The 19,858-nt window shown below is 71.1% G+C and carries 14 protein-coding genes and 1 pseudogene; 11 read left to right on the forward strand and 4 right to left on the reverse strand.

Going from position 1 to position 19,858, the window contains the following annotated elements:
* Positions 1 to 112: 112 nt before the first annotated feature.
* Positions 113 to 469, reverse strand: a complete 357-nt coding sequence (locus tag AC07AB_RS15855; RefSeq protein ID WP_478566162.1) for a WhiB family transcriptional regulator — start codon at positions 467 to 469, stop codon at positions 113 to 115.
* Between the two features lie 281 nt (positions 470 to 750).
* The gene (locus AC07AB_RS15860; RefSeq protein WP_478566322.1) at positions 751 to 1,380 is read right to left on the reverse strand and encodes a DUF1707 SHOCT-like domain-containing protein; all 630 of its coding nucleotides are present in this window, start codon (positions 1,378 to 1,380) and stop codon (positions 751 to 753) included.
* A gap of 280 nt (positions 1,381 to 1,660) precedes the next feature.
* Between AC07AB_RS15860 and AC07AB_RS15865 the strand changes: the two genes are divergently transcribed.
* Positions 1,661 to 3,361 carry a fumarate hydratase gene (locus AC07AB_RS15865; protein ID WP_478566165.1) on the forward strand — a complete coding sequence of 567 codons (1,701 nt, stop codon included), beginning with the start codon at positions 1,661 to 1,663 and terminating at the stop codon, positions 3,359 to 3,361.
* Positions 3,362 to 3,474: 113 nt separating this feature from the next.
* Here the strand turns inward: AC07AB_RS15865 and AC07AB_RS15870 are convergent, their stop codons facing one another.
* Complete coding sequence (locus tag AC07AB_RS15870) at positions 3,475 to 5,001, reverse strand: ricin-type beta-trefoil lectin domain protein (RefSeq protein WP_478566168.1); 1,527 nt, start codon at positions 4,999 to 5,001, stop codon at positions 3,475 to 3,477.
* Between the two features lie 108 nt (positions 5,002 to 5,109).
* On the opposite strand from AC07AB_RS15870, the gene AC07AB_RS15875 reads away from it, so the two are divergent.
* The 5 genes from AC07AB_RS15875 (at position 5,110) to AC07AB_RS15895 (ending at position 12,118) form a co-directional block, all read left to right on the forward strand.
* Positions 5,110 to 6,534, forward strand: a complete 1,425-nt coding sequence (locus tag AC07AB_RS15875; RefSeq protein ID WP_478566171.1) for a class II fumarate hydratase — start codon at positions 5,110 to 5,112, stop codon at positions 6,532 to 6,534.
* A 76-nt stretch (positions 6,535 to 6,610) separates the two neighbouring features.
* A complete protein-coding gene (gene fomD, locus AC07AB_RS15880; protein ID WP_478566174.1) occupies positions 6,611 to 7,297 on the forward strand; it encodes a cytidylyl-2-hydroxypropylphosphonate hydrolase in 687 nt (228 codons plus the stop codon).
* A 158-nt stretch (positions 7,298 to 7,455) separates the two neighbouring features.
* Positions 7,456 to 8,130, forward strand: coding sequence for a class I SAM-dependent DNA methyltransferase (locus AC07AB_RS15885; protein WP_478566177.1), 675 nt, complete (start codon positions 7,456 to 7,458; stop codon positions 8,128 to 8,130).
* 57 nt (positions 8,131 to 8,187) lie between these two features.
* Positions 8,188 to 10,416 (forward strand): SpoIIE family protein phosphatase, encoded by a 2,229-nt coding sequence (locus AC07AB_RS15890; RefSeq protein ID WP_478566180.1) that lies wholly within the window; start codon positions 8,188 to 8,190, stop codon positions 10,414 to 10,416.
* Positions 10,417 to 10,651: 235 nt separating this feature from the next.
* A complete protein-coding gene (locus AC07AB_RS15895; RefSeq protein ID WP_478566183.1) occupies positions 10,652 to 12,118 on the forward strand; it encodes a catalase in 1,467 nt (488 codons plus the stop codon).
* A gap of 135 nt (positions 12,119 to 12,253) precedes the next feature.
* Here AC07AB_RS15895 and AC07AB_RS15900 read toward each other — a convergent pair whose 3' ends face one another.
* Positions 12,254 to 14,488, reverse strand: coding sequence for a transglycosylase domain-containing protein (locus AC07AB_RS15900; RefSeq protein ID WP_478566186.1), 2,235 nt, complete (start codon positions 14,486 to 14,488; stop codon positions 12,254 to 12,256).
* Positions 14,489 to 14,729: 241 nt separating this feature from the next.
* Here AC07AB_RS15900 and AC07AB_RS15905 point away from each other — a divergent pair, with 241 nt between their 5' ends.
* The 5 genes and pseudogenes from AC07AB_RS15905 to AC07AB_RS15925 all read left to right on the forward strand — a co-directional run bounded on the left by AC07AB_RS15905 (position 14,730) and on the right by AC07AB_RS15925 (position 19,806).
* Positions 14,730 to 15,701 (forward strand): SPFH domain-containing protein, encoded by a 972-nt coding sequence (locus tag AC07AB_RS15905; protein WP_478566189.1) that lies wholly within the window; start codon positions 14,730 to 14,732, stop codon positions 15,699 to 15,701.
* Positions 15,647 to 15,934, forward strand: a pseudogene (locus AC07AB_RS15910) (type II toxin-antitoxin system antitoxin); the annotation flags it as partial. The gene AC07AB_RS15905 and the pseudogene AC07AB_RS15910, both read left to right, overlap by 55 nt.
* A 250-nt stretch (positions 15,935 to 16,184) precedes the next feature.
* On the forward strand, positions 16,185 to 16,709 hold the full coding sequence (locus AC07AB_RS15915) for a PadR family transcriptional regulator (RefSeq protein WP_478566192.1): 525 nt from the start codon (positions 16,185 to 16,187) through the stop codon (positions 16,707 to 16,709).
* Positions 16,706 to 17,392 (forward strand): ABC transporter ATP-binding protein, encoded by a 687-nt coding sequence (locus AC07AB_RS15920; protein ID WP_478566195.1) that lies wholly within the window; start codon positions 16,706 to 16,708, stop codon positions 17,390 to 17,392. The genes AC07AB_RS15915 and AC07AB_RS15920 overlap by 4 nt, the downstream gene beginning before the upstream one ends.
* Entirely contained in the window at positions 17,389 to 19,806 is a 2,418-nt protein-coding gene (locus AC07AB_RS15925) for an ABC transporter permease (RefSeq protein WP_478566198.1), read from the forward strand. The genes AC07AB_RS15920 and AC07AB_RS15925 overlap by 4 nt, the downstream gene beginning before the upstream one ends.
* The last annotated feature ends 52 nt before the right edge of the window (positions 19,807 to 19,858 follow it).

A 19,858-nucleotide genomic window follows, 5' to 3' on the forward strand; every position in this document is an offset into this window, starting at 1 on the left:
ACCCCACACCACCCAGAGTCCCCCTGACCCCCCCCCCCCCCCCCCCTCCCGCATTCCTCGTCCCCCCCCCTTCCCTCCTCGCCCCCCCCCCGGCCCGTAACACTGCCGCCGGTCAACCGGCGGCGGCGACCCTGGTGGCGCGCTGGAGCTCCGCCTCGCGGCGGCGCCTGCGGGCCAGTACGACGCGGCGCTCGGCCGCGGTCAGCCCGCCCCATACCCCATAGGGCTCGGGCTGCAACAGTGCGTGTTCCCGGCACTCGACCATGACCGGGCAGCGCGCGCAGACCCGCTTGGCGGCTTCTTCGCGCGACAGTCGGGCTGCCGTGGGCTCCTTGGACGGAGCGAAGAACAGTCCGGCCTCATCCCGACGGCATACCGCCTCCGAGTGCCAGGGGCCGGCCTGATCCCGGGGATGAATCCGCTGGGATGGTACGGCGGCCTCCTGCAGGGGCTGATGCGGTTGCAGCACGGTCTACTCCTGACGACGGCTTGACCGATTGAGTCACCCTTGCCCGCCTCCCTGCGTACGACAACGCGCATCCCCAGTCCGTACGCGAGACGATGTGCACCAAGCCTTACCCGCTGTGCGTGCGCTTATGCACACCGTTGCCTTCGCGACCGCCGCCGGACGCACGGCGTGCGTTCCGCTTGTGCTCGATATGCGTTCGACACGCCGTTTCCGTCCGTTAGGCGAGTGCGGGCGGCCGGCCCGGCGTTCGCGGGCCAACCGGTCCGCGCCCGCCCGGCCGGTCATTCCCGCAGGTTCTTCAGCCGCTTGCCGCGCTTGGTCTTGGCTTCGGCGCCGCCGAAGACCGCGAACCCGGTGATGACGACGACCGGCGCGTCGGGGTCGGCCGCCTCCTGGCTGACGACGTCGAACCCGCCGAAGATGCCTGTACCCGCGCAACGCACCGAGACATTCTCGGGGACCTTGATCTCCACGCCCCCGAAGATCGCGGTGACGTTGATGACGATCTCCTGCTGATCGAAGACCGCCTCGGTCAGATCGATCTCGACGCCGCCGAACACGGCGAAGGCGTTGGTGCGCCGCCCCACCCGCCAGCGGCCCTTGCGCGAGGCGCCGCCGAAGACGGCAATGAGGTTCTCGGCCGCCGCGTTGGTGCGGGAGTGCGGCGGCGGGCCGTAGCCGGCGGTCGCGGCCGGCTCCGGGCGGGCGGTCCGCCGGTCGTCGGCCGGCAAGTCGCGGACGATCGGCTCCAGCTCGCCGAGGGTCCTGGCCGCGTACACCGAGCCGATCCGCTCGGCGTGCTCGTCGGCGGTGAGCCGCCCCTCGGCCAGGGCCTCGCGCAGGATGTCCGCGACCCGGTCGCGGTCGGCGTCGGAGGCGCGGAACTCCGGGCCGCCCGCTCGTTCGTCCATGGCCACCGGCGGTGCCGCCGGCCGGTCCTGGGGCCCCTTCTGGAACCGGACCACGGGACCGTCCTGGGGCGCGGTCGGCCGCTCCGGCTGCTGGGGTCGCTTTTCGAGCGAAGACTCATCCACGGGCAACAGAGTAGCGAAACGCGATAGATCGCGACAGGTGGGCGCCGGGCCGCACTGAGCCTTACCTCACAACCGGCCCCGTCCGGCCGGGTTCTAGGCTGGTGGGCGCTGCCGAGGACGTCAGCTGCCGCAGTCCGCCGAGTGAGGAATGGCCGTAATGCCCCCTGTCTCCCGCCCGCCCTACCCAGAGTTCTCCTATACGGATCTTCTCCCCCTGGGTGAGGACGACACTCCGTACCGTCTCGTCACCTCCGAGGGCGTCTCCACCTTCGAGGCCGACGGCCGTACGTTCCTCAAGGTCGAGCCGGAGGCGCTGCGCAAGCTCGCCGCCGAGGCCATGCACGACATCTCGCACTACCTGCGCCCCGCCCACCTCGCGCAGCTGCGGCGCATCCTGGACGACCAGGAGGCCAGCGCCAACGACCGGTTCGTCGCGCTGGACCTGCTCAAGAACGCCAACATCGCGGCCGCCGGCGTGCTGCCGATGTGCCAGGACACCGGCACCGCGATCGTGATGGGCAAGCGCGGGCAGAACGTGCTGACCGAGGGCGGCGACGAGGCGGCCCTGAGCCACGGCATCTTCGACGCGTACACGAAGCTGAACCTGCGCTACTCGCAGATGGCCCCGCTGACCATGTGGGACGAGAAGAACACCGGGACCAACCTGCCGGCCCAGATAGAGCTGTACGCGACCGACGGCGGCGCGTACAAGTTCCTCTTCATGGCCAAGGGCGGCGGCTCCGCCAACAAGTCCTTCCTCTACCAGGAGACGAAGGCCGTCCTCAACGAGGCGAGCATGATGAAGTTCCTGGAGGAGAAGATCCGTTCGCTGGGCACGGCCGCCTGCCCGCCGTACCACCTGGCGATCGTCGTCGGCGGCACCAGCGCCGAGTTCGCGCTGAAGACCGCGAAGTACGCCTCGGCGCACTACCTCGACGAGATCCCCGCCGAGGGCTCCGCGGCCGGGCACGGCTTCCGCGACCAGGAGCTGGAGCGGAAGGTCTTCGAGCTGACGCAGAAGATCGGCATCGGCGCGCAGTTCGGCGGCAAGTACTTCTGCCACGACGTACGGGTCGTACGGCTGCCCCGGCACGGCGCGTCCTGCCCGGTGGCCATCGCCGTCTCCTGCTCCGCCGACCGCCAGGCCGTCGCGAAGATCACCGCCGAGGGCGTCTTCCTGGAGCAGCTGGAGCGGGACCCGGCGCGCTTCCTGCCGGAGACGACCGACGAGCAGCTGACCGAGGGCGCCGGGCCGGACCTGGAGGCGGTGCGCGTCGACCTCGACCGGCCGATGGACGAGATCCTCGCCGAGCTGAGCAAGCACCCGGTCAAGACCCGGCTGTCGCTGACCGGCACGCTGGTCGTCGCCCGCGACATCGCACACGCGAAGATCAAGGAGCGGCTGGACGCGGGCGAGGAGATGCCGCAGTACCTCAAGGACCACCCGGTGTACTACGCGGGCCCGGCCAAGACCCCCGAGGGGTACGCGTCCGGGTCCTTCGGGCCGACGACGGCGGGCCGGATGGACGCGTACGTGGAGCAGTTCCAGGCCGCGGGCGGCTCGAAGGTGATGCTCGCCAAGGGCAACCGCTCCGGGCAGGTCACCGCCGCGTGCAACGCGCACGGCGGCTTCTACCTCGGCTCCATCGGCGGGCCCGCGGCCCGGCTCGCGCAGGACTGCATCAAGAAGGTCGAGGTCCTGGAGTACGAGGAGCTCGGCATGGAGGCGGTCTGGCGGATCGAGGTCGAGGACTTCCCGGCGTTCATCGTGGTGGACGACAAGGGCAACGACTTCTTCGTCGACCCGGCCCCGGCCCAGCCGTTCGTGACCAGCATCCCGGTCCGCCAGGCGACGTGACGTACGGGCGCCCCCGGCCCACGCCGATCTCGGCGGGGTGAGCCGGGGGCGCCCGACGTGGACGCCCCGCCGCCCGCCCGGACTCGCGGCGCGCGGCGCGGGCCCCCGGCGCGCTACGCGAACTTCTGGCCGGCCGACCCGTCGCACTTCTGGAGCCGCAGCGGGTCCTTGGCCGCCGCGAGGGTGAGGCACAGCCCCGGCGCGGCCGCCGGCCGGATGGTGCCCGCCGACTCGGTGAACTTCTGGTTCCCCTCGCCGTGGCAGTTCCACAGCACCAGCGCGGCCCCGGCGTCGTACTTCCCGCCGGGCACGTCCAGGCAGCGGTCCTGCGTCAGCGCGGTGTGGACCGAGCCTCGCTCGGCGTCGTACCACCAGCTCTGGTTGCGCTGGCCCGCGCAGTCCCAGCCGCCGACCTCGGTGCCGTTGCGGCTGCTCGCGCCGTACGCGTCGACGCAGGTGCCGGTGGCCGCGTTCTTCAGCGGCCGGTAGGCGTCGTCCCAGGCGCCCTTGTAGAGCCGCGGCTCGCCGGTGGAGGCCGGGTCCGAACAGCCCGCCTCCCGCCAGCCGGACCGGTAGAGCTGGGTCAGGCAGGAGGCGAAGGCGCCGTGCCCGCGCTCGTTGGGGTGGAAGGACTGCCGGACCGAGTTGGAGTCCGGCGGGAAGGGGTTGGACAGGTCCACGTGCAGCCCGCGCGCCCAGGTGTCCTCCATGCAGACCTCGTGGCCGTGGAAGAGCCGCGAGTTGTCCAGGTAGACGGCGCCGGTGTCCTGGGCGGCCTTCCGCATGCCGCGCTCGAAGGCGGGGACGGAGGTGTTCCGGCCCCAGGCGGCGTCCGAGGTGTAGCCGGTGCAGCCGCCCGGGAGCTTGCCCGGATAGTGCGGGTTGTCCTCGACGTCGGGGCCGATGGGGCTGGGGTAGCCCATGACGACGAGCTGGTAGTCGCCGTCGGCGTAGCCGGCGCCGGTCATGGTGGTGCGCAGGTCCCGTACGGTCTTCTCGACCTTGGGCACCAGGGCGTCGACGCGGGCCTGCCAGCCGGGCTGGTACTTGGGCTCGCAGGCGCCCTGGAGGGTGAACCAGCGGACGACGCAGTCGGTCATGACCGGGCCGAACTGGAGGTCGTCGTTGGCTCCGGCGACCAGCAGCACCATTTTGATCTTCGTGTTGCGTGCCTTGACGGCGAGGCTGTCGCTCTGCACCAGTTCGTCCGGATACTGCTTGGACCCGCCGATGTTGATGTTCCCGGTGTACGCGCCCGAGCAGGAGACGTTGTAGGTCACGTCGGCCGCGATGCCGGTGCGGTGGATGGCCGAGTCCGGCGAGCGGTGGCACCAGTTGTCGGGCCCGTTGGTGCCGGGTTCGTACGTGCCGACGCCCTCGCCGGAGATCTCGCTGTCACCGAGCGAGATGAGCGAGGACTTGCGCTGGTCGAGGGGGCGCTCGGCGGGGTCGCCGTACAGCTTGGCGGCCTCGCTCGCCCGGATCTTCTCCAGGTCCGGCGGAAGGGGGGTGGCGGCCGTGGCGCGAGTGGGCGCGGCCTGGGCGGAGGGGGCGGTCGCCGCCATCCCGCCCAGCGCCGCCGCGACCGCTGCTACGGCCGCGACGGCACACCTCGTCCTGGGTCTGCTGCGTGGTTGCATGGAGCCTCCCCGGTTTCAGTTGTTGCCTCAGGTATTTACTGGCAAGTAGTGGTGGTTGGGAACACCACGAACCAGACAAACGCTCTTCTTCACAGGAGGTGGCTGACGATGGCCGGCCAAGGCAGTGACAGCGCCCGGGACGAGCACGGGGACTCTTACCGGATCGAGCACGACTCCATGGGCGAGGTGCGGGTGCCCGCGCACGCCAAGTGGCGGGCGCAGACCCAGCGCGCCGTGGAGAACTTCCCCATCAGCGGAGCGCGCCTGGAGCGGGCCCACATCGAGGCGCTGGCCCGTATCAAGGCGGCCGCCGCCAAGGTCAACGCCGAGCTGGGCGTGGTCGAGCGGGACACGGCGGAAGCCGTCTCGGCCGCGGCGGGCGAGGTCGCGGAGGGCCGCTGGGACGACCACTTCCCGGTGGACGTCTTCCAGACGGGCTCCGGCACCTCGTCCAACATGAACGCCAACGAGGTCATCGCGACCCTCGCCTCCGAGCGGCTCGGCCGCGACGTGCACCCCAATGACCACGTCAACGCCAGCCAGTCCTCCAACGACGTCTTCCCCTCCTCCATCCACATCGCCGCGACCGCCGCGGTCACCCGCGATCTGATCCCCGCGCTGGACCACCTCGCCGAGTCGCTGGAGCGCAAGGCCGAGGAGTTCGCGGAGGTCGTCAAGTCCGGCCGTACGCACCTGATGGACGCGACCCCGGTCACCCTCGGCCAGGAGTTCGGCGGCTATGCCGCCCAGGTCCGCTACGGCGTGGAGCGGCTGCGCGCCGCCCTGCCGCGGCTGGCCGAACTGCCCCTCGGCGGCACCGCGGTGGGCACCGGCATCAACACCCCGCCCGGCTTCTCCGCCGCCGTGATCGCCGAGGTCGCCCGGGCCAGCGGACTGCCCCTGACGGAGGCCCGCAACCACTTCGAGGCGCAGGGCGCGCGCGACGGCCTGGTGGAGGCCAGCGGCCAGCTGCGGACCATCGCGGTGGGGCTCACCAAGATCTCCAACGACCTGCGCTGGATGGCCTCGGGCCCGCGCACCGGATTGGCCGAGATCGCACTGCCCGACCTCCAGCCCGGCTCGTCGATCATGCCGGGGAAGGTCAACCCCGTCATCCCGGAGGCCGTGCTGATGGTGGCCGCGCAGGTGACCGGCAACGACCTGACCGTGGCCACGGCGGGCGCGGCCGGGAACTTCGAGCTCAATGTGATGCTCCCGGTGATCGCCAAGAACATCCTGGAGTCCGTGCGGCTGCTCGCCAATGCCTCGCGGCTGCTGGCCGACCGCACGGTCGACGGGATCACCGCCAACGCGGAACGGGCCCGCGAGTACGCCGAGTCGTCACCGTCCGTGGTGACCCCGCTCAACCGCTACATCGGGTACGAGGAGGCGTCGAAGGTCGCCAAGAAGTCCCTCACGGAGCGCAAGACGATCCGCGAAGTGGTGCTCGAAAGCGGCTATGTGGACCGCGGGCTGCTGACCCTGGAACAGCTCGACGAGGCCCTTGACGTGCTGCGCATGACCCGGCCGTAGCGTCCGCGGAGGGCCTGGGACGCGCGTGCGGCGCAGATCACGGCCGGTTGACGGGGGTGGCACCTAAGATCTGTGCATGACAGCGGACACGATGGAGACGACGGGAACGGCAGACATCGCCCACTGGGCGCCAGGGGAACACGTCCTGTGGCGATACCGCGACAACGCCTGCGACCGCATTCACATCTGCCGCCCCGTCACCGTCGTGCAGGACACCGACGAGTTGCTGGCGGTGTGGATGGCGCCCGGCACGGACTGCGTCAAGCCGCTGCTCGCCGACGGCACGCCGGTCCACCGCGAGCCGCTGGGCACGCGCTATACGAAGCCGCGGACGACCACGCGCTCGCGCTGGTTCGGGGCCGGGGTGCTCAAGCTCGCCCGGCCGGGCGAGCCGTGGTCGGTCTGGCTGTTCTGGGAGCGCGGCTGGCGCTTCAAGGACTGGTACGTGAACCTTGAGGAGCCGCTCGCCCGCTGGGCCGGGGGTGTCGACTCCGAGGACCATTTCCTCGATATCTCGGTCTACCCGGACCGCAGTTGGGAATGGAAGGACGAGGACGAGTTCGAACAGGCGCAGCGGGTCGGTCTGATGTCGCCGGCCAAGGCGGACCGGGTACGGGCCGCGGGGCGCTCGGCGGTCGAGGTGATCCACGGCTGGGGCCCTCCGTTCTCGGCGGGCTGGGAGGACTGGCGGCCGGACCCGGCGTGGACCGTGCCGGAGCTCCCGGCGGACTGGGACCGCACTCCGGCACGCGTCCGGGCATGAGCCTCTTGCTGCGTCCCCGCACGGCAACCGTAGGATCGTCCTCCGGAACCCCGTGCGGGAGCGGAGAACACGTGCGAGCACGGGCAACTCTCGAATGAAGCACGGCACTTGACGAGCGGTCGAACAGGACCACAAGCGGCCACAGAAGGGGCGGAGCCGTGAGCGGTGACAATAACCAGGGGTATGACGGATATGCCCGCGCGGGGCTGGACCGCACCGGTCAGGCCGAGGCGTTCGACGCGATCGGCGACCGCTACGACGATGCCTTCCCGCACAAGGACGGGCAGCTCACGGCGGGCGACTGGCTGGCGTCGGCGCTGCCGCGCGGTTCCCGCGTCCTCGACCTCGGCTGCGGTACGGGCCTGCCCACGGCCCGTCGGCTGAGCGAGGCCGGGCACCAGGTGGTCGGCGTCGACATCTCCCCCGGCATCCTCAAGCTGGCGCGCGACAACGTGCCGGGCGCCCAGTTCCACCAGACGGACATCGCCGAGCTGCGGGACGGACGGCTCGGCACCTTCGACGGCATCGCCGCCTTCTTCACCCTGTTGATGCTGCCCCGCCCCGAGATCCCTTACGCACTGCGGATGCTGCATGGGATGCTGCGGCCCGAGGGGCTGCTGGCGCTCGGCATGGTGGAAGCCGACGTGAACGATTTTTCAATTCCGTTCCTCGGCAACACCATCCGGGTATCCGGTTACCTGAGGGACGAATTGCGCCGAGTCGTGCGTGATGCGGGTTTCGATGTCGTCGGGGAAGACTCGCACGCGTACGCCCCGGCCAGCACGGATGTACCACCCGAGATCCAGCTCTTCCTCAATCTGCGACGCGCCTGACACTCGGTGCGCCCGCGGCGAATGGGCGTACGGCCCCGGACGGATGGAACCTCACGCGTGACGGAGCACCCGACCTCCCACGAAGAACGGCAGCCCGCTGCCTCCGGCGCGACCGCGGGTCAGGACGGCGCGCACGGCGCGGCCTTGGACCCTCGCGCCGCGCTACCGCGGTCCGCCGCCCCGGCGCCGGAGCCCGGTCCGCCCCGGCACGGCGCCGACCGCCCGGACGGCACGGCCCAGGCCGCGCACAGCGCCGACGGCCGCGCCGCGAACGGTGCGTCCCGGGGCGCCCGCCCCGACGGCGAGGACCGGGACGCCCCCGTGTCCCCCGCCGCCCGGAAGCCCGTACCGGACGGCCGTACGGCCCCACCGCAGGACCGTACGGACGGCGCGGGCCGCGGTGCCGCCGGGCGCGCGGAGCACCCGGCCGGGCACGAGGCGGCCCGTTCGGACGCCTCGGGCGGTGCCCACGCCGACGCGGCCGGGCCGCTGCCCGCGCCGCCGCCCGGCGGCCACCCGCTCTCCGAGGTGGGCGGGCCCCGCGGTCCGCGCGAGGGCAGGCCCACCGCCGGCGGCACCGGCGGCGAGCGGCTGCGGTTCGTGGGGGCCGCGACGCGCCGCATCGCGCGCGGCATCGACCTCGACGAGATCGTGCTCGGACTCTGCCGGGCGACCGTGCCGACCTTCGCGGACGCGATCCTCGTCTATCTGCGCGACCCGCTGCCCGTGGGCGACGAGCGGCCGGTGGACCCGGTCGTCCTTCGGCTGCGGCGCACCGACCGGATACCCGAGGAGGCCGACACCGACGGCGTACGCCTGCCGCTGCTGCCCCCGCAGCCGGATCTGAGCCCCGCGCTCGCCGGTGGTGCCACCGAGCGGTGCGAGGTCGTCATGGGCGGCCCGCTGGCCGAGGTGCTGCGCGGCGTACGGCCCGTGTTCGGCGACTCCACGGCGGCGCGGGCCGCGCTGCCGGAGCTGCTGGGCGAGGCCCGCCGGGTGCCGGACGGGCACCGTACGATCCTCGCGCCGCTGCGCGGCCGCCGCCGGGTGATCGGCGCGGCCGTGTTCGTACGGCGCCCGGAGCGGCCCGCCTTCGAGAGCGACGACCTGCTGGTCGCGGCGCAGCTGGCCACGCACACCGCGCTGGGCGTGGACAAGGCCGTGCTGTACGGGCGTGAGGTCTACATCGCGGACGAGCTGCAGCGCACCATGCTGCCGGACTCCCTGCCGCAGCCGACGGGCGTCCGGCTCGCCAGCCGGTATCTGCCGGCCGCCGAGACGGCGCGCGTCGGCGGCGACTGGTACGACGCGATCCCGCTGCCCGGCAACCGGGTGGCGCTCGTCGTCGGCGATGTCATGGGCCACTCGATGACCTCCGCGGCGATCATGGGCCAGCTGCGCACCACCGCGCAGACCCTGGCGGGGCTCGACCTGCCGCCGCAGGAGGTGCTGCACCACCTCGACGAGCAGGCGCAGCGGCTGGGCACCGACCGGATGGCCACCTGCCTGTACGCGGTCTACGACCCGGTCGCCCACCGCATCGTGATCGCCAATGCCGGTCATCCGCCGCCGCTGCTGCTGCACCGCGGCGGGCGCGCCGAGGTGCTGCGCGTACCGCCGGGCGCACCGATCGGCGTAGGCGGCGTGGACTTCGAGGCGGTCGAGCTGGACGCGCCGGCGGGCGCGACGCTGCTGCTCTACACGGACGGGCTCGTCGAGTCGCGGATCCGGGACGTGTGGACGGGCATCGAGCAGCTGCGGGAGCGGCTGACGGAGACGGCCCGGCTGACCGGTCCGAACCCGCCGCCGCTGGAGCCGCTCTGCGACGAGGTGCTGGGGATGCTCGGCCCGGGCGACCGGGACGACGACATCGCGCTGCTGGCGGCACGGTTCGACGGGATAGCGCCGAGCGATGTGGCGTACTGGTTCCTGGACCCCCGCGCCCAGACGGCGGGCCAGGCGCGCCGCCTCGCCCGCCGGGCGCTCACGCGCTGGGGTCTGGAGGAGCTGACCGACTCGGTGGAGCTGCTGGTCAGCGAGGTGGTCACCAACGCCGTGCGGTACGCGGAACGGCCGATCACGCTGCGGCTGCTGCGTACGGACGTACTGCGCTGCGAGGTGGGCGACGACGTGCCGCAGCTGCCGAGGCTGCGGCAGGCGCGGCCCTCGGACGAGGGCGGCCGGGGGCTGTATCTGGTCAACAAGATGGCGCGGCGGTGGGGCGCGACGCGGCTGAGCGCGGGGAAAGTGGTCTGGTTCGAGCTCCCGATACCGGCGGGTGTCTAGGACTCGCACGGGTTGTCCAGAACTCGCACGCGTACGGACTTGGACCCGTTCCAAGCTGTTGCCGACATGCCGTCGGCGGAGTTGACTGCTTTCGTGGACAGAGCACACCACGCCCCGTCGGCCTTGTCCGGCCGCCCGGGCCGGGTCCGGGACGCACGCCCCCCGGTCCGGCCGGCCGGACGGGACCGTGGGGCCTGGCCCTCACCTTCCCGCGCACCCTACGGAGGCGCTCCGAATGCCCGACTCCGCGCCCAAGGCCCCGTACACGACGAACAACGTCGGCATCCCGGTGGAGAGCGACGAGCACTCGCTGACCATCGCCGGCGACACCGGTCCGGTCCTGCTCCAGGACCACTACCTCATCGAGAAGATGGCCCAGTTCAACCGCGAACGGGTCCCCGAGCGGGTGGTGCACGCCAAAGGCAGCGGGGCGTACGGGACCTTCGAGGTCACCAATGACGTCAGCCAGTTCACCAAGGCGGATCTCTTCCAGCCGGGCAAGCGCACCGAGATGCTGGCCCGCTTCTCGACCGTCGCGGGCGAGCAGGGCAGCCCGGACACCTGGCGCGACCCCCGCGGCTTCGCGCTGAAGTTCTACACCGAGCACGGCAACTACGACCTGGTGGGCAACAACACCCCGGTCTTCTTCGTCAAGGACCCGATGAAGTTCCAGGACTTCATCCGCTCGCAGAAGCGCCGCCCCGACAACGGTCTGCGCGACCACGACATGCAGTGGGACTTCTGGACGCTGTCCCCCGAGTCGGCGCACATGGTCACCTGGCTGATGGGCGACCGCGGCGTGCCGAAGAGCTACCGCCACATGAACGGCTACAGCTCCCACACGTACATGTGGGTCAACGGCGGCGGCGAGCGGTTCTGGATCAAGTACCACATCAAGACCGACCAGGGCATCGAGTTCTACACCCAGGAAGAGGCCGACCACCTCGCGGGCGCGGACGCCGATGTGCACCGGCGGGACCTGTTCGACTCGATCGCGGGCGGCAACGCGCCTTCGTGGACGATGTACGTCCAGGTCATGCCGTTCGAGGACGCGGCGGACTACCGCTTCAACGCCTTCGACCTGACCAAGGTGTGGCCGCACGGCGACTACCCGCTGATCGAGGTCGGCCGGATGACGCTCGACCGCAACCCCGAGGACTTCTTCATCCACATCGAGCAGGCGGCGTTCGAGCCCTCGAACCTGGTGCCGGGCATCGGCCCGTCCCCGGACAAGATGCTGCTGGGCCGCCTCTTCTCGTACCCGGACACCCACCGGTACCGGATCGGCCCCAACTACGCGCAGCTGCCGCCCAACCGCCCGCACTCGCCCGTCAACTCCTACTCCAAGGACGGCCCGATGCGGTACGTGCCCTCCCGCGCGTCGGCCCCGTACGCGCCGAACTCCAAGGGCGGCCCGGACGCGGACACCGGCACCTACGGCGACCCGGCGGGGTGGGCGGCGGCGGGCGAGATGGTCCGCGAGGCGTACCGGCAGCACCGTGAGGACGACGACTGGACCCAGCCGGGCACCATGGTCCGCCAGGTCCTCGACGACGCGGCCCGCGAGCGGCTGGTCGACAACGTCGCCGGGCACATCAAGGACGGCGTCAGCAAGCCGGTGGCCGAGCGGGCCCTCCAGTACTGGCGCAACATCGACAAGGCGGTCGGCGACCGCATCGCGACCAAGGTCAACGGCGCCTGACGGCCGTACGGGCGTAGGCCGGGCCTCCATACGGGCGACCGTATGGAGGCCCGCTGGAGCTTACGAGCGACGTCCCGACAGCGAACCGCCGGGCCCCGCCGATCCGAGTGGATCGGCGGGGCCCGGCGCGTGTTCTCAGCCCCAGTCGTCCTCGCCCGGCCAGCCGTCGCCCGTCGGTGACGTCGGCGGGTGTGTCGGTGGCGGGGTCGTCGTCGTATGGCTGGGCGGCGGGATCGTCGCCGAATGCGTCGGCGGCGGGATCGTCGCCGAATGCGTCGGCGGCGGAGTCGTCGCCGAATGCGTCGGCGGCGGAGTCGTCGCCGAATGCGTCGGCGGCGGGGGCGTCGCGGTGTTGGTCGGCGGGGGCTCCAGGGCCGAGCCTTCCGCCAGGTCGAACTTGGACGGCGACTCGCCGCTCAGCGCCTGCTTGGTGTACGCGGCCCAGATGTTGGCCGGGAGGTCACCACCGTTGATGCGCTTCTTGCCCGCGGTGCCCCCAAGGGTCACCTGCTTGCCGCCCTCGCCCTCGCCGAACATGCCGACCGAGGTGACGAGGTCGGGCGTGTAGCCGGTGAACCAGGCCGATTTGTTGTCGTCGGAGGTACCGGTCTTGCCCGCCACCTGCTGGTCCGCGTTCTGCACGGCGGAGCCCGTACCGTCGTCGACCACACCGGTCAGGACATGGGTGACGGAGTCGGCGGTCTCGCGCGGGATGACCTGTTCCCCGATCGGGTCCTTGATCTCGGCCTTGCCGCCGATTTGGTTCGTCGCGGACTTGACGATCGTCGGCGTGACCTTCTTGCCGTGCTGGTCGAGCGTCGCGTAGATGCCTGCCATCTCCACCGGACTCGCGCCCATCACGCCGAGCGACATGGCGGGCCGTACGTCGAAGCCGCCCGCCTTGGCGTTCATGCCCATGTCGATGGCGGTCTGCTTGACCTTGTCGAGGCCGACGTCCACCGCCATCTGCGCGAAGACGGAGTTGACGGAGTTGTTCATCGCCTTCTGGACGTTGATCGGGCCGTAGTCCGTCTTGTCCTCGTTGGGCGGTGCGAACGCCGTCGTACTGCCCTTGACAGGCCGACCGCTGGTCCCGTCATAGATGGTGTTGGCGTTGATCGGCAGGCCGTCCTGCGTCTTGGCGCCGTCCTTGAGCGCCGCGGCGAGGATGAGCGGCTTGAAGGTGGAGGCCGGCTGGTAGTCCTCGCGGGTGGCGTTGCTCGTGTAGTGCTTGAAGTAGTCCGAGCCGCCGTACATCGCGAGGATCTTGCCGGTCTTCGGATCGACGGAGGCCGCGCCGACCTGCGCGTCCCGGTCGGCCTTGCGCTTCTTGGGGTCGAGCTTGTCGAGGACCTCGCCCTTGACGGCCGCCTTCAGCGCCTTCTGCTTCTTCGGGTCGATGTTGAGCGTGATGGTCCAGCCGCCCGCGGCCAGCTCCTGGTCCGAGATGCCGGACCTGCGCAGCTCGTCGTTGGCCGCCTTCACCAGATAGCCGGTCTGGCCCGAGAGCCCGGGTTCGGGCTTGGGCTTGATCGGCTGCGGAAACTTCATCGCGTCCCGCTTGCCCTTGTCGAGCCAGCCCTTCTCGACCATCTTGTTCAGGGAGTCGTTCCAGCGCCCCAGTGCGAGCTTCTTGCCCATCGGGCCGGCGACCGCCATGTCGTACTGGCTCGGCGCCTGGAGCAGCGCGGCCAGGTAGGCGCCCTGCTCGATGGAGAGCTTGTCGACGTCCTTGCCGTAGTACGCGCGGGCGGCGGCCTGGATGCCGTAGGCGTTGCGCCCGTAGAAGCTGGTGTTCAGATACCCGGCGAGGATGTCGGACTTGGCCTTCTCGCGGTCGACCTTGAGGGAGATGATCAGTTCCTTCACCTTGCGGGTGACGGTCTGCTCCTGGCCCAGGTAGTAGTTCTTGACGTACTGCTGGGTGATGGTCGAACCACCCTGCTTGCCGCGCCCCATCAGGGTGTTGAGGACGCCGCGGGTGGTGCCCTTGATGTCGACGCCGTCGTCGTCGTAGAAGTTCTTGTTCTCGACGGCGACGAAAGCGCGCTGGACGTCCAGCGGGATCTTCGAGAGCGGCACGGACTCACGGTTGGTGGTGCCCTTTCGGGCCAGCACCTCGCCGTTGCTCAGCTTGTAGACGTTGCTCTGCTCCTTGGCCGCGGGGTTGCCGTCCGGCACGTCCACGTACCAGTAGAGCCCGATGGCGCCACCCACAATGAGCGCACACACAGCTACAAAGTAGGCGAGCAGCTTCTTCCAGGTGAAAAAGCGACGTATCCCGCCTTTTTTACCGTTCTTTCCGCCCGCCTTGCCTTTTACTCTGCGGGCGCCCTTCTTCTGCGCCTTCCGCGCTTCCGCTCGGCCCATCGCTCCCGTAGCTCCAGTCTGTCCGCCCCCAAACCCAGCTCAAGAAACTAACACCGCATCTGTCACCAAAAGCTCATCGAAGGAGCCTTTACCACACGTGACATACAGCACGCGTCCCGCTGGAACCGTAGCCGTCCCAGATTCATACACCTGTGCCAGGGTGTAAAGTGATATCAGTTTGCTAGGTGCGGACGGACCGTCCGCACCGTCGGAACACCACGTCAGAAACGGGGGGACCACCATGTCCACAGCCGACACCGCACCCGCCAACGGCCCCGCGGGGCCCGCGGGCGGCGCCGAGGGTCCGGAGATGCCCGCGCCGCGCGTCCGCGAGACCCCGGCCCACGACATCAACGGCGGATTCGGCCTGCTGCTCAGCGTGGTCGGCGTGCTCGTCGGCATCGCGCTCGCCATCGGCGGCGGCGCCATGGCCTCCGGCGGCCGCCAGGCGCTGGGCGTACCGCTGGTCGTCATCGGCATCGCGCTCCTGGTCGGCTCGCTCTTCGCCATGCGGGGCGTGAACATGGTGGCGCCCGGCGAGGCCCGCGTCGTCCAGCTCTTCGGCCGCTACCGCGGCACCATCCGCACCGACGGCCTGCGCTGGGTCAACCCGCTCACCAGCCGGGAGAAGATCTCGACCCGCGTGCGCAACCACGAGACCGCGGTGCTCAAGGTGAACGACGCTTACGGCAACCCGATCGAGCTCGCCGCGGTCGTCGTCTGGCGGGTGGAGGACACCGCGCAGGCCATGTTCGAGGTCGACGACTTCCTTGAGTTCGTCGCCACCCAGACCGAGGCCGCCGTCCGCCACATCGCCATCGAGTACCCCTACGACGCCCACGACGAGGACGGCCTCTCGCTCCGCGGCAACGCCGAGGAGATCACCGAGAAGCTCGCCGTCGAGCTGAGCGCCCGGATCGAGGCGGCCGGCGTGCACATCATCGAATCGCGCTTCACCCACCTCGCGTACGCGCCGGAGATCGCCTCCGCGATGCTCCAGCGCCAGCAGGCGGGCGCGGTCGTGGCCGCCCGGCGGCAGATCGTGGAGGGCGCGGTCGGCATGGTCGAGGAGGCGCTGGGCCGCATCAACGACCAGGGGATCGTCGAGCTCGACGAGGAGCGGAAAGCGGCCATGGTCAGCAACCTCATGGTGGTGCTGTGCGGCGACCGCGCCGTGCAGCCCGTCCTGAACACGGGCTCCCTCTACCAGTGACCGAGGAGACCCCCAAGCGGCAGCCGCGGCAGCGCAAGCAGGTGCTGCTGCGGCTCGACCCGCTCGTGCACGACGCACTGGCGCGCTGGGCGGGCGACGAACTGCGCAGCACCAACGCGCAGATCGAGTTCCTGCTGCGCAAGGCGCTCTCGGACGCGGGACGGCTGCCCGGCGGCGCGGGCGCGATCCCGCGCCGCGGCCGGCCGCCGAAGCGGGATCAGGGGGCGGGGGCCGGAGCCACGGCGGGGACCGGAGCCGGGGCCGAGAAGGACGCCCCGCCAAGGACCTCCGAGAGCTCGGAGCGCGCCGAGCCCGAGGACCGGCGGCCCGGCCCGGCGGCCGAGTAGGCCCCGGGCCGCGCCGCCCCCGCTCACAGCCCTCATCACACACACCTCCTCTCCCACATACGCCTCTGAGCTGCGGAAACACCCACTTATCCACAGCTATACACTCCACGTATACACGTGGTGTAGAGTGCTCCGCATGTCAATCGGCCTCACCCTGCTCGGGCTCCTGGAGTCCGGCCCACGCCATGGTTACGACCTCAAGCGGACCTTCGACGAGCGCTTCGGCCAGAACCGCCCGCTCCACTACGGCCAGGTCTATTCGACGATGTCGCGCCTGTTGAAGAACGGCCTCGTCGAGGTCGACGGCATAGAGCACGGCAGCGGCCCCGACCGGAAGCGCTACGCCATCACCGAGGCGGGCGTCACCGACGTCGCCCAGTGGCTGACGCAGCCCGAGGCGCCCGAGCCGTACCTCCAGTCGACCCTCTACACCAAGGTCGTCCTGGCACTGCTGACCAACCGCGACGCCAACGACCTGCTGGACGTACAGCGCTCCGAACACCTGCGCCTGATGCGCGAACTGACCCAGCAGAAGCGCACCGGCGAGCTGGCGGACCAGCTCATCTGCGACCACGCACTCTTCCACCTCGAAGCCGATCTGCGGTGGCTGGAACTGACCGCCGCCCGGCTCGGCCAGCTCGCCAAGGCGGTGCGCTCATGACCCCCTCGGGCGCCCTGCTCTCGGCCCACGACCTGCGCAAGGCGTACGGGCCCACACCCGCCCTCGACGGCGCGGACTTCTCCATCCACCCGGGCGAGGTCGTCGCCGTCATGGGGCCCTCGGGCTCCGGCAAGTCCACGCTGCTGCACTGCCTCGCGGGCATCGTCCGGCCCGACGCGGGCTCCGTCCGCTTCGACGGCCGCGAACTGTCGGACATGGGGGACGGCGAGCGCAGCGCGCTGCGCCGCGCTGAGTTCGGCTTCGTCTTCCAGTTCGGCCAGCTCGTCCCCGAGCTGACCTGCGCGGAGAACGTCGCCCTGCCGCTCCGCCTGACCGGCGTGAAGCGCAAGGACGCCGAGGCCCGCGCGCTGGAGTGGATGGAGCGGCTGGAGGTCGCCGAGGTGGGCGCGAAGCGGCCCGGTCAGGTCTCCGGCGGTCAGGGGCAGCGCGTCGCCGTCGCCCGCTCGCTGGTCACCTCGCCGCGCGTGCTGTTCGCCGACGAGCCGACCGGCGCGCTGGACTCGCTCAACGGCGAGCGCGTGATGGAGCTGTTCACCCACGCCGCCCGCGAGACCCGGGCCGCCGTCGTGCTGGTCACCCATGAGGCGCGGGTCGCCGCGTACTCCGACCGCGAGGTCGTCGTGCGCGACGGCAAGGCCCGCGACATGGCGGGGGCCGTATGACGCTCCTCGGCGACGTGTCGGCCGAGCGGGGGAGCGGCGCCCGCCGGCCCCCGGGCAAGCCGCCCGGCGGGCTCGCCGCCTGGGCCCGTGACCTCATGATGGGCGTCCGCTTCGCCGCGGGCGGCGGACGCCAGGGCTGGATACGTACCACCCTGACCGCGGTCGGCGTCGGGCTGGGCGTGGCGCTACTGCTGGGCGCGTCCTCCATACCCAGCCTCCTCGACGCCCGTAACGAGCGTGGAGAAAACCGCTATGTCTCCTTCGGGGGCGAGGAAGTGCGCCCCTCCGACCGCTCCTTCCGCTACCTGGACAACAGAACCGGCTTCCGCGACCACGACATCGGCGGCGTCCTGTTCCAGGCCGACGGGGCCCATCCGCCCGCACCGCCCGGCGTCGCGAAGATGCCCGGCCCCGGCGAGATGGTCGTCTCCCCCGCCCTGCGCGACCTGCTGCGCGACTCCGGGAGCGGGCTGCTGCGGGAGCGGCTGAAGAACTACCGCGTCGTCGGCACCATCGCCGACAACGGCGTGGTGGGGCCCAGCGAACTCATCTACTACGCGGGCAGCGACGATCTCGGCCCCGCCGAAGAGGGCCTGCGCGCCGACCACTTCGGCGGTGAGAAGGGGTACGGCGACACCAGGCCGATGGACGCGAAGCTCGTGCTCGTGATCATCGTGGCCTGCGTGGTGCTGCTGATGCCGGTGGCCGTCTTCATCGCCACGGCGGTGCGGTTCGGCGGCGAACAGCGCGACCGGCGGCTCGCGGCGCTGCGGCTGGTCGGCGCGGACCGGCGGATGACGCGGCGGATCGCCGCCGGGGAAGCGCTCTTCGGATCGCTGCTCGGTCTGGTTCTGGGCGCCGCGTTCTTCCTGCTCGGGCGGGAGCTCATCGGCTCGGTCACGATCTGGGACATCAACGTCTTCCCGGCCGACGTGACCCCCGTGCCCTGGCTCGCCGCCATCGTTGTGCTGGCCATTCCGGCCTCCGCCGTCGCCGTCACGCTCTTCGCGCTGCGCGGCATCAGCATCGAGCCGCTCGGCGTGGTGCGCGGCACCGGCGACCGACGGCGGCGGCTGCTGTGGCGGCTGGCCGTCCTGGTCCTCGGGCTGGCGCTGCTGCTGCCGTTGGCCGGGAGCATCAACGGGGGCGGAAGCCAGGTCAAGACGGCCCAGGTCGCCACGGGCGCGTCGCTGGTGCTGCTCGCTCTGACCCTGCTGCTGCCCTGGCTGGTGGAGGCGGCGGTGGGACGGCTGCGGGGCGGTCCGGTCGCCTGGCAGCTGGCCACCCGGCGGCTCCAGCTCAGCAGTGGCACGGCGGCGCGCGCGGTCAGCGGCATCACCGTGGCGGTGGCGGGCACCATCGCGCTCCAGATGCTCTTCTCCGGCGTCCAGGGCGACTTCAGCAAGGCGACGGGCATGGACAGCGAGCGCGCGCAGCTCTACGTCAGCACACGTACGGACGACCCTGTCGCGGCGCGCAAGACGCTGGACGAGTTCCGGGCCACCAAGGGCGTGACCGGTGTCATCGGCACGATCGAGGCGAGCGTGGAGCGGGCGGGGCCGCTGCGCAAGGGAGAGGAGTTCAAACCCAGCGACACGCTGCTGGTCGGTGACTGCTCGACGCTGCGGCAGATCGCGCGGCTGACCGGGGCCTGCAAGGACGGCGACGCCTTCTTGGTGCGGGGGAACGGGAGCCCGGACGCCGTGTCGGCGAAGCCCGGCACGAAGGTCAACCTGCGGCCGGAGGATGTCGACGGGAAGAAGCCCGCGCCCAAGACGTGGACCGTGCCGAAGTCGGCGCGGACCCTCCAGGCGCGCACCGACCCCAGAGGGGACCGTCAGTCGGGGATCTACGCCACCCCTTCGGCTGTGCGCACCGCCGACCTGCTGAGCCCCGTGCTGCGGATGAGCGTCCAGACCGACCCGCACCAGCCGGACGCGGCCGACTACGTCCGTAACACGGCGGCGCGGATCGACCCGCAGATGTCCGTGCGGACGATCATGAGTTTCCAGCGCGACAAGCAGTTCAACAGCGTCAGCACCGGGCTGTACCTCGCCGCGGGTGCCACGATGCTGCTGATCGCGGCCAGCATGCTGGTCTCCATGCTGGAGCAACTGCGCGAACGCAGGCGTCTGCTGTCCGTACTGGTGGCCTTCGGCACCCGGCGTACCACCATGGCCTGGTCCGTGCTGTGGCAGACGGCGGTCCCGGTGGTGCTGGGTCTGGCCCTGGCCATCGTGGGCGGTCTGGGCCTGGGACTGGTGCTGATGCGGATGCTCGGCCGCTCGACCACCGACTGGCTGACGTTCCTGCCCATGACCGGCGTCGGCGCCGCCGTGATCCTGGTGGTGACGCTGATCAGCCTGCCGCCGCTGTGGCGGATGATGCGCCCGGACGGACTCCGTACGGAGTGACCGGGACGGTCTGACGGCCTACGGGCCCCTACGGGCAGCCGCCCGCAGGGGC

The sequence above is a fragment of the Streptomyces sp. NPDC044033 genome, from assembly GCF_056434425.1.

Coding starts and splice junctions, on each gene's coding strand:
- AC07AB_RS15860 (WP_478566322.1), bottom strand. CDS start 1,380: ATGGACGAACGAGCGGGCGGCCCGGAGTTCCGCGCCTCCGACGCCGAC.
- AC07AB_RS15865 (WP_478566165.1), top strand. CDS start 1,661: ATGCCCCCTGTCTCCCGCCCGCCCTACCCAGAGTTCTCCTATACGGAT.
- AC07AB_RS15870 (WP_478566168.1), bottom strand. CDS start 5,001: ATGCAACCACGCAGCAGACCCAGGACGAGGTGTGCCGTCGCGGCCGTA.
- AC07AB_RS15875 (WP_478566171.1), top strand. CDS start 5,110: ATGGCCGGCCAAGGCAGTGACAGCGCCCGGGACGAGCACGGGGACTCT.
- fomD (WP_478566174.1), top strand. CDS start 6,611: ATGACAGCGGACACGATGGAGACGACGGGAACGGCAGACATCGCCCAC.
- AC07AB_RS15895 (WP_478566183.1), top strand. CDS start 10,652: ATGCCCGACTCCGCGCCCAAGGCCCCGTACACGACGAACAACGTCGGC.
- AC07AB_RS15900 (WP_478566186.1), bottom strand. CDS start 14,488: ATGGGCCGAGCGGAAGCGCGGAAGGCGCAGAAGAAGGGCGCCCGCAGA.
- AC07AB_RS15905 (WP_478566189.1), top strand. CDS start 14,730: ATGTCCACAGCCGACACCGCACCCGCCAACGGCCCCGCGGGGCCCGCG.
- AC07AB_RS15915 (WP_478566192.1), top strand. CDS start 16,185: ATGTCAATCGGCCTCACCCTGCTCGGGCTCCTGGAGTCCGGCCCACGC.
- AC07AB_RS15920 (WP_478566195.1), top strand. CDS start 16,706: ATGACCCCCTCGGGCGCCCTGCTCTCGGCCCACGACCTGCGCAAGGCG.
- AC07AB_RS15925 (WP_478566198.1), top strand. CDS start 17,389: ATGACGCTCCTCGGCGACGTGTCGGCCGAGCGGGGGAGCGGCGCCCGC.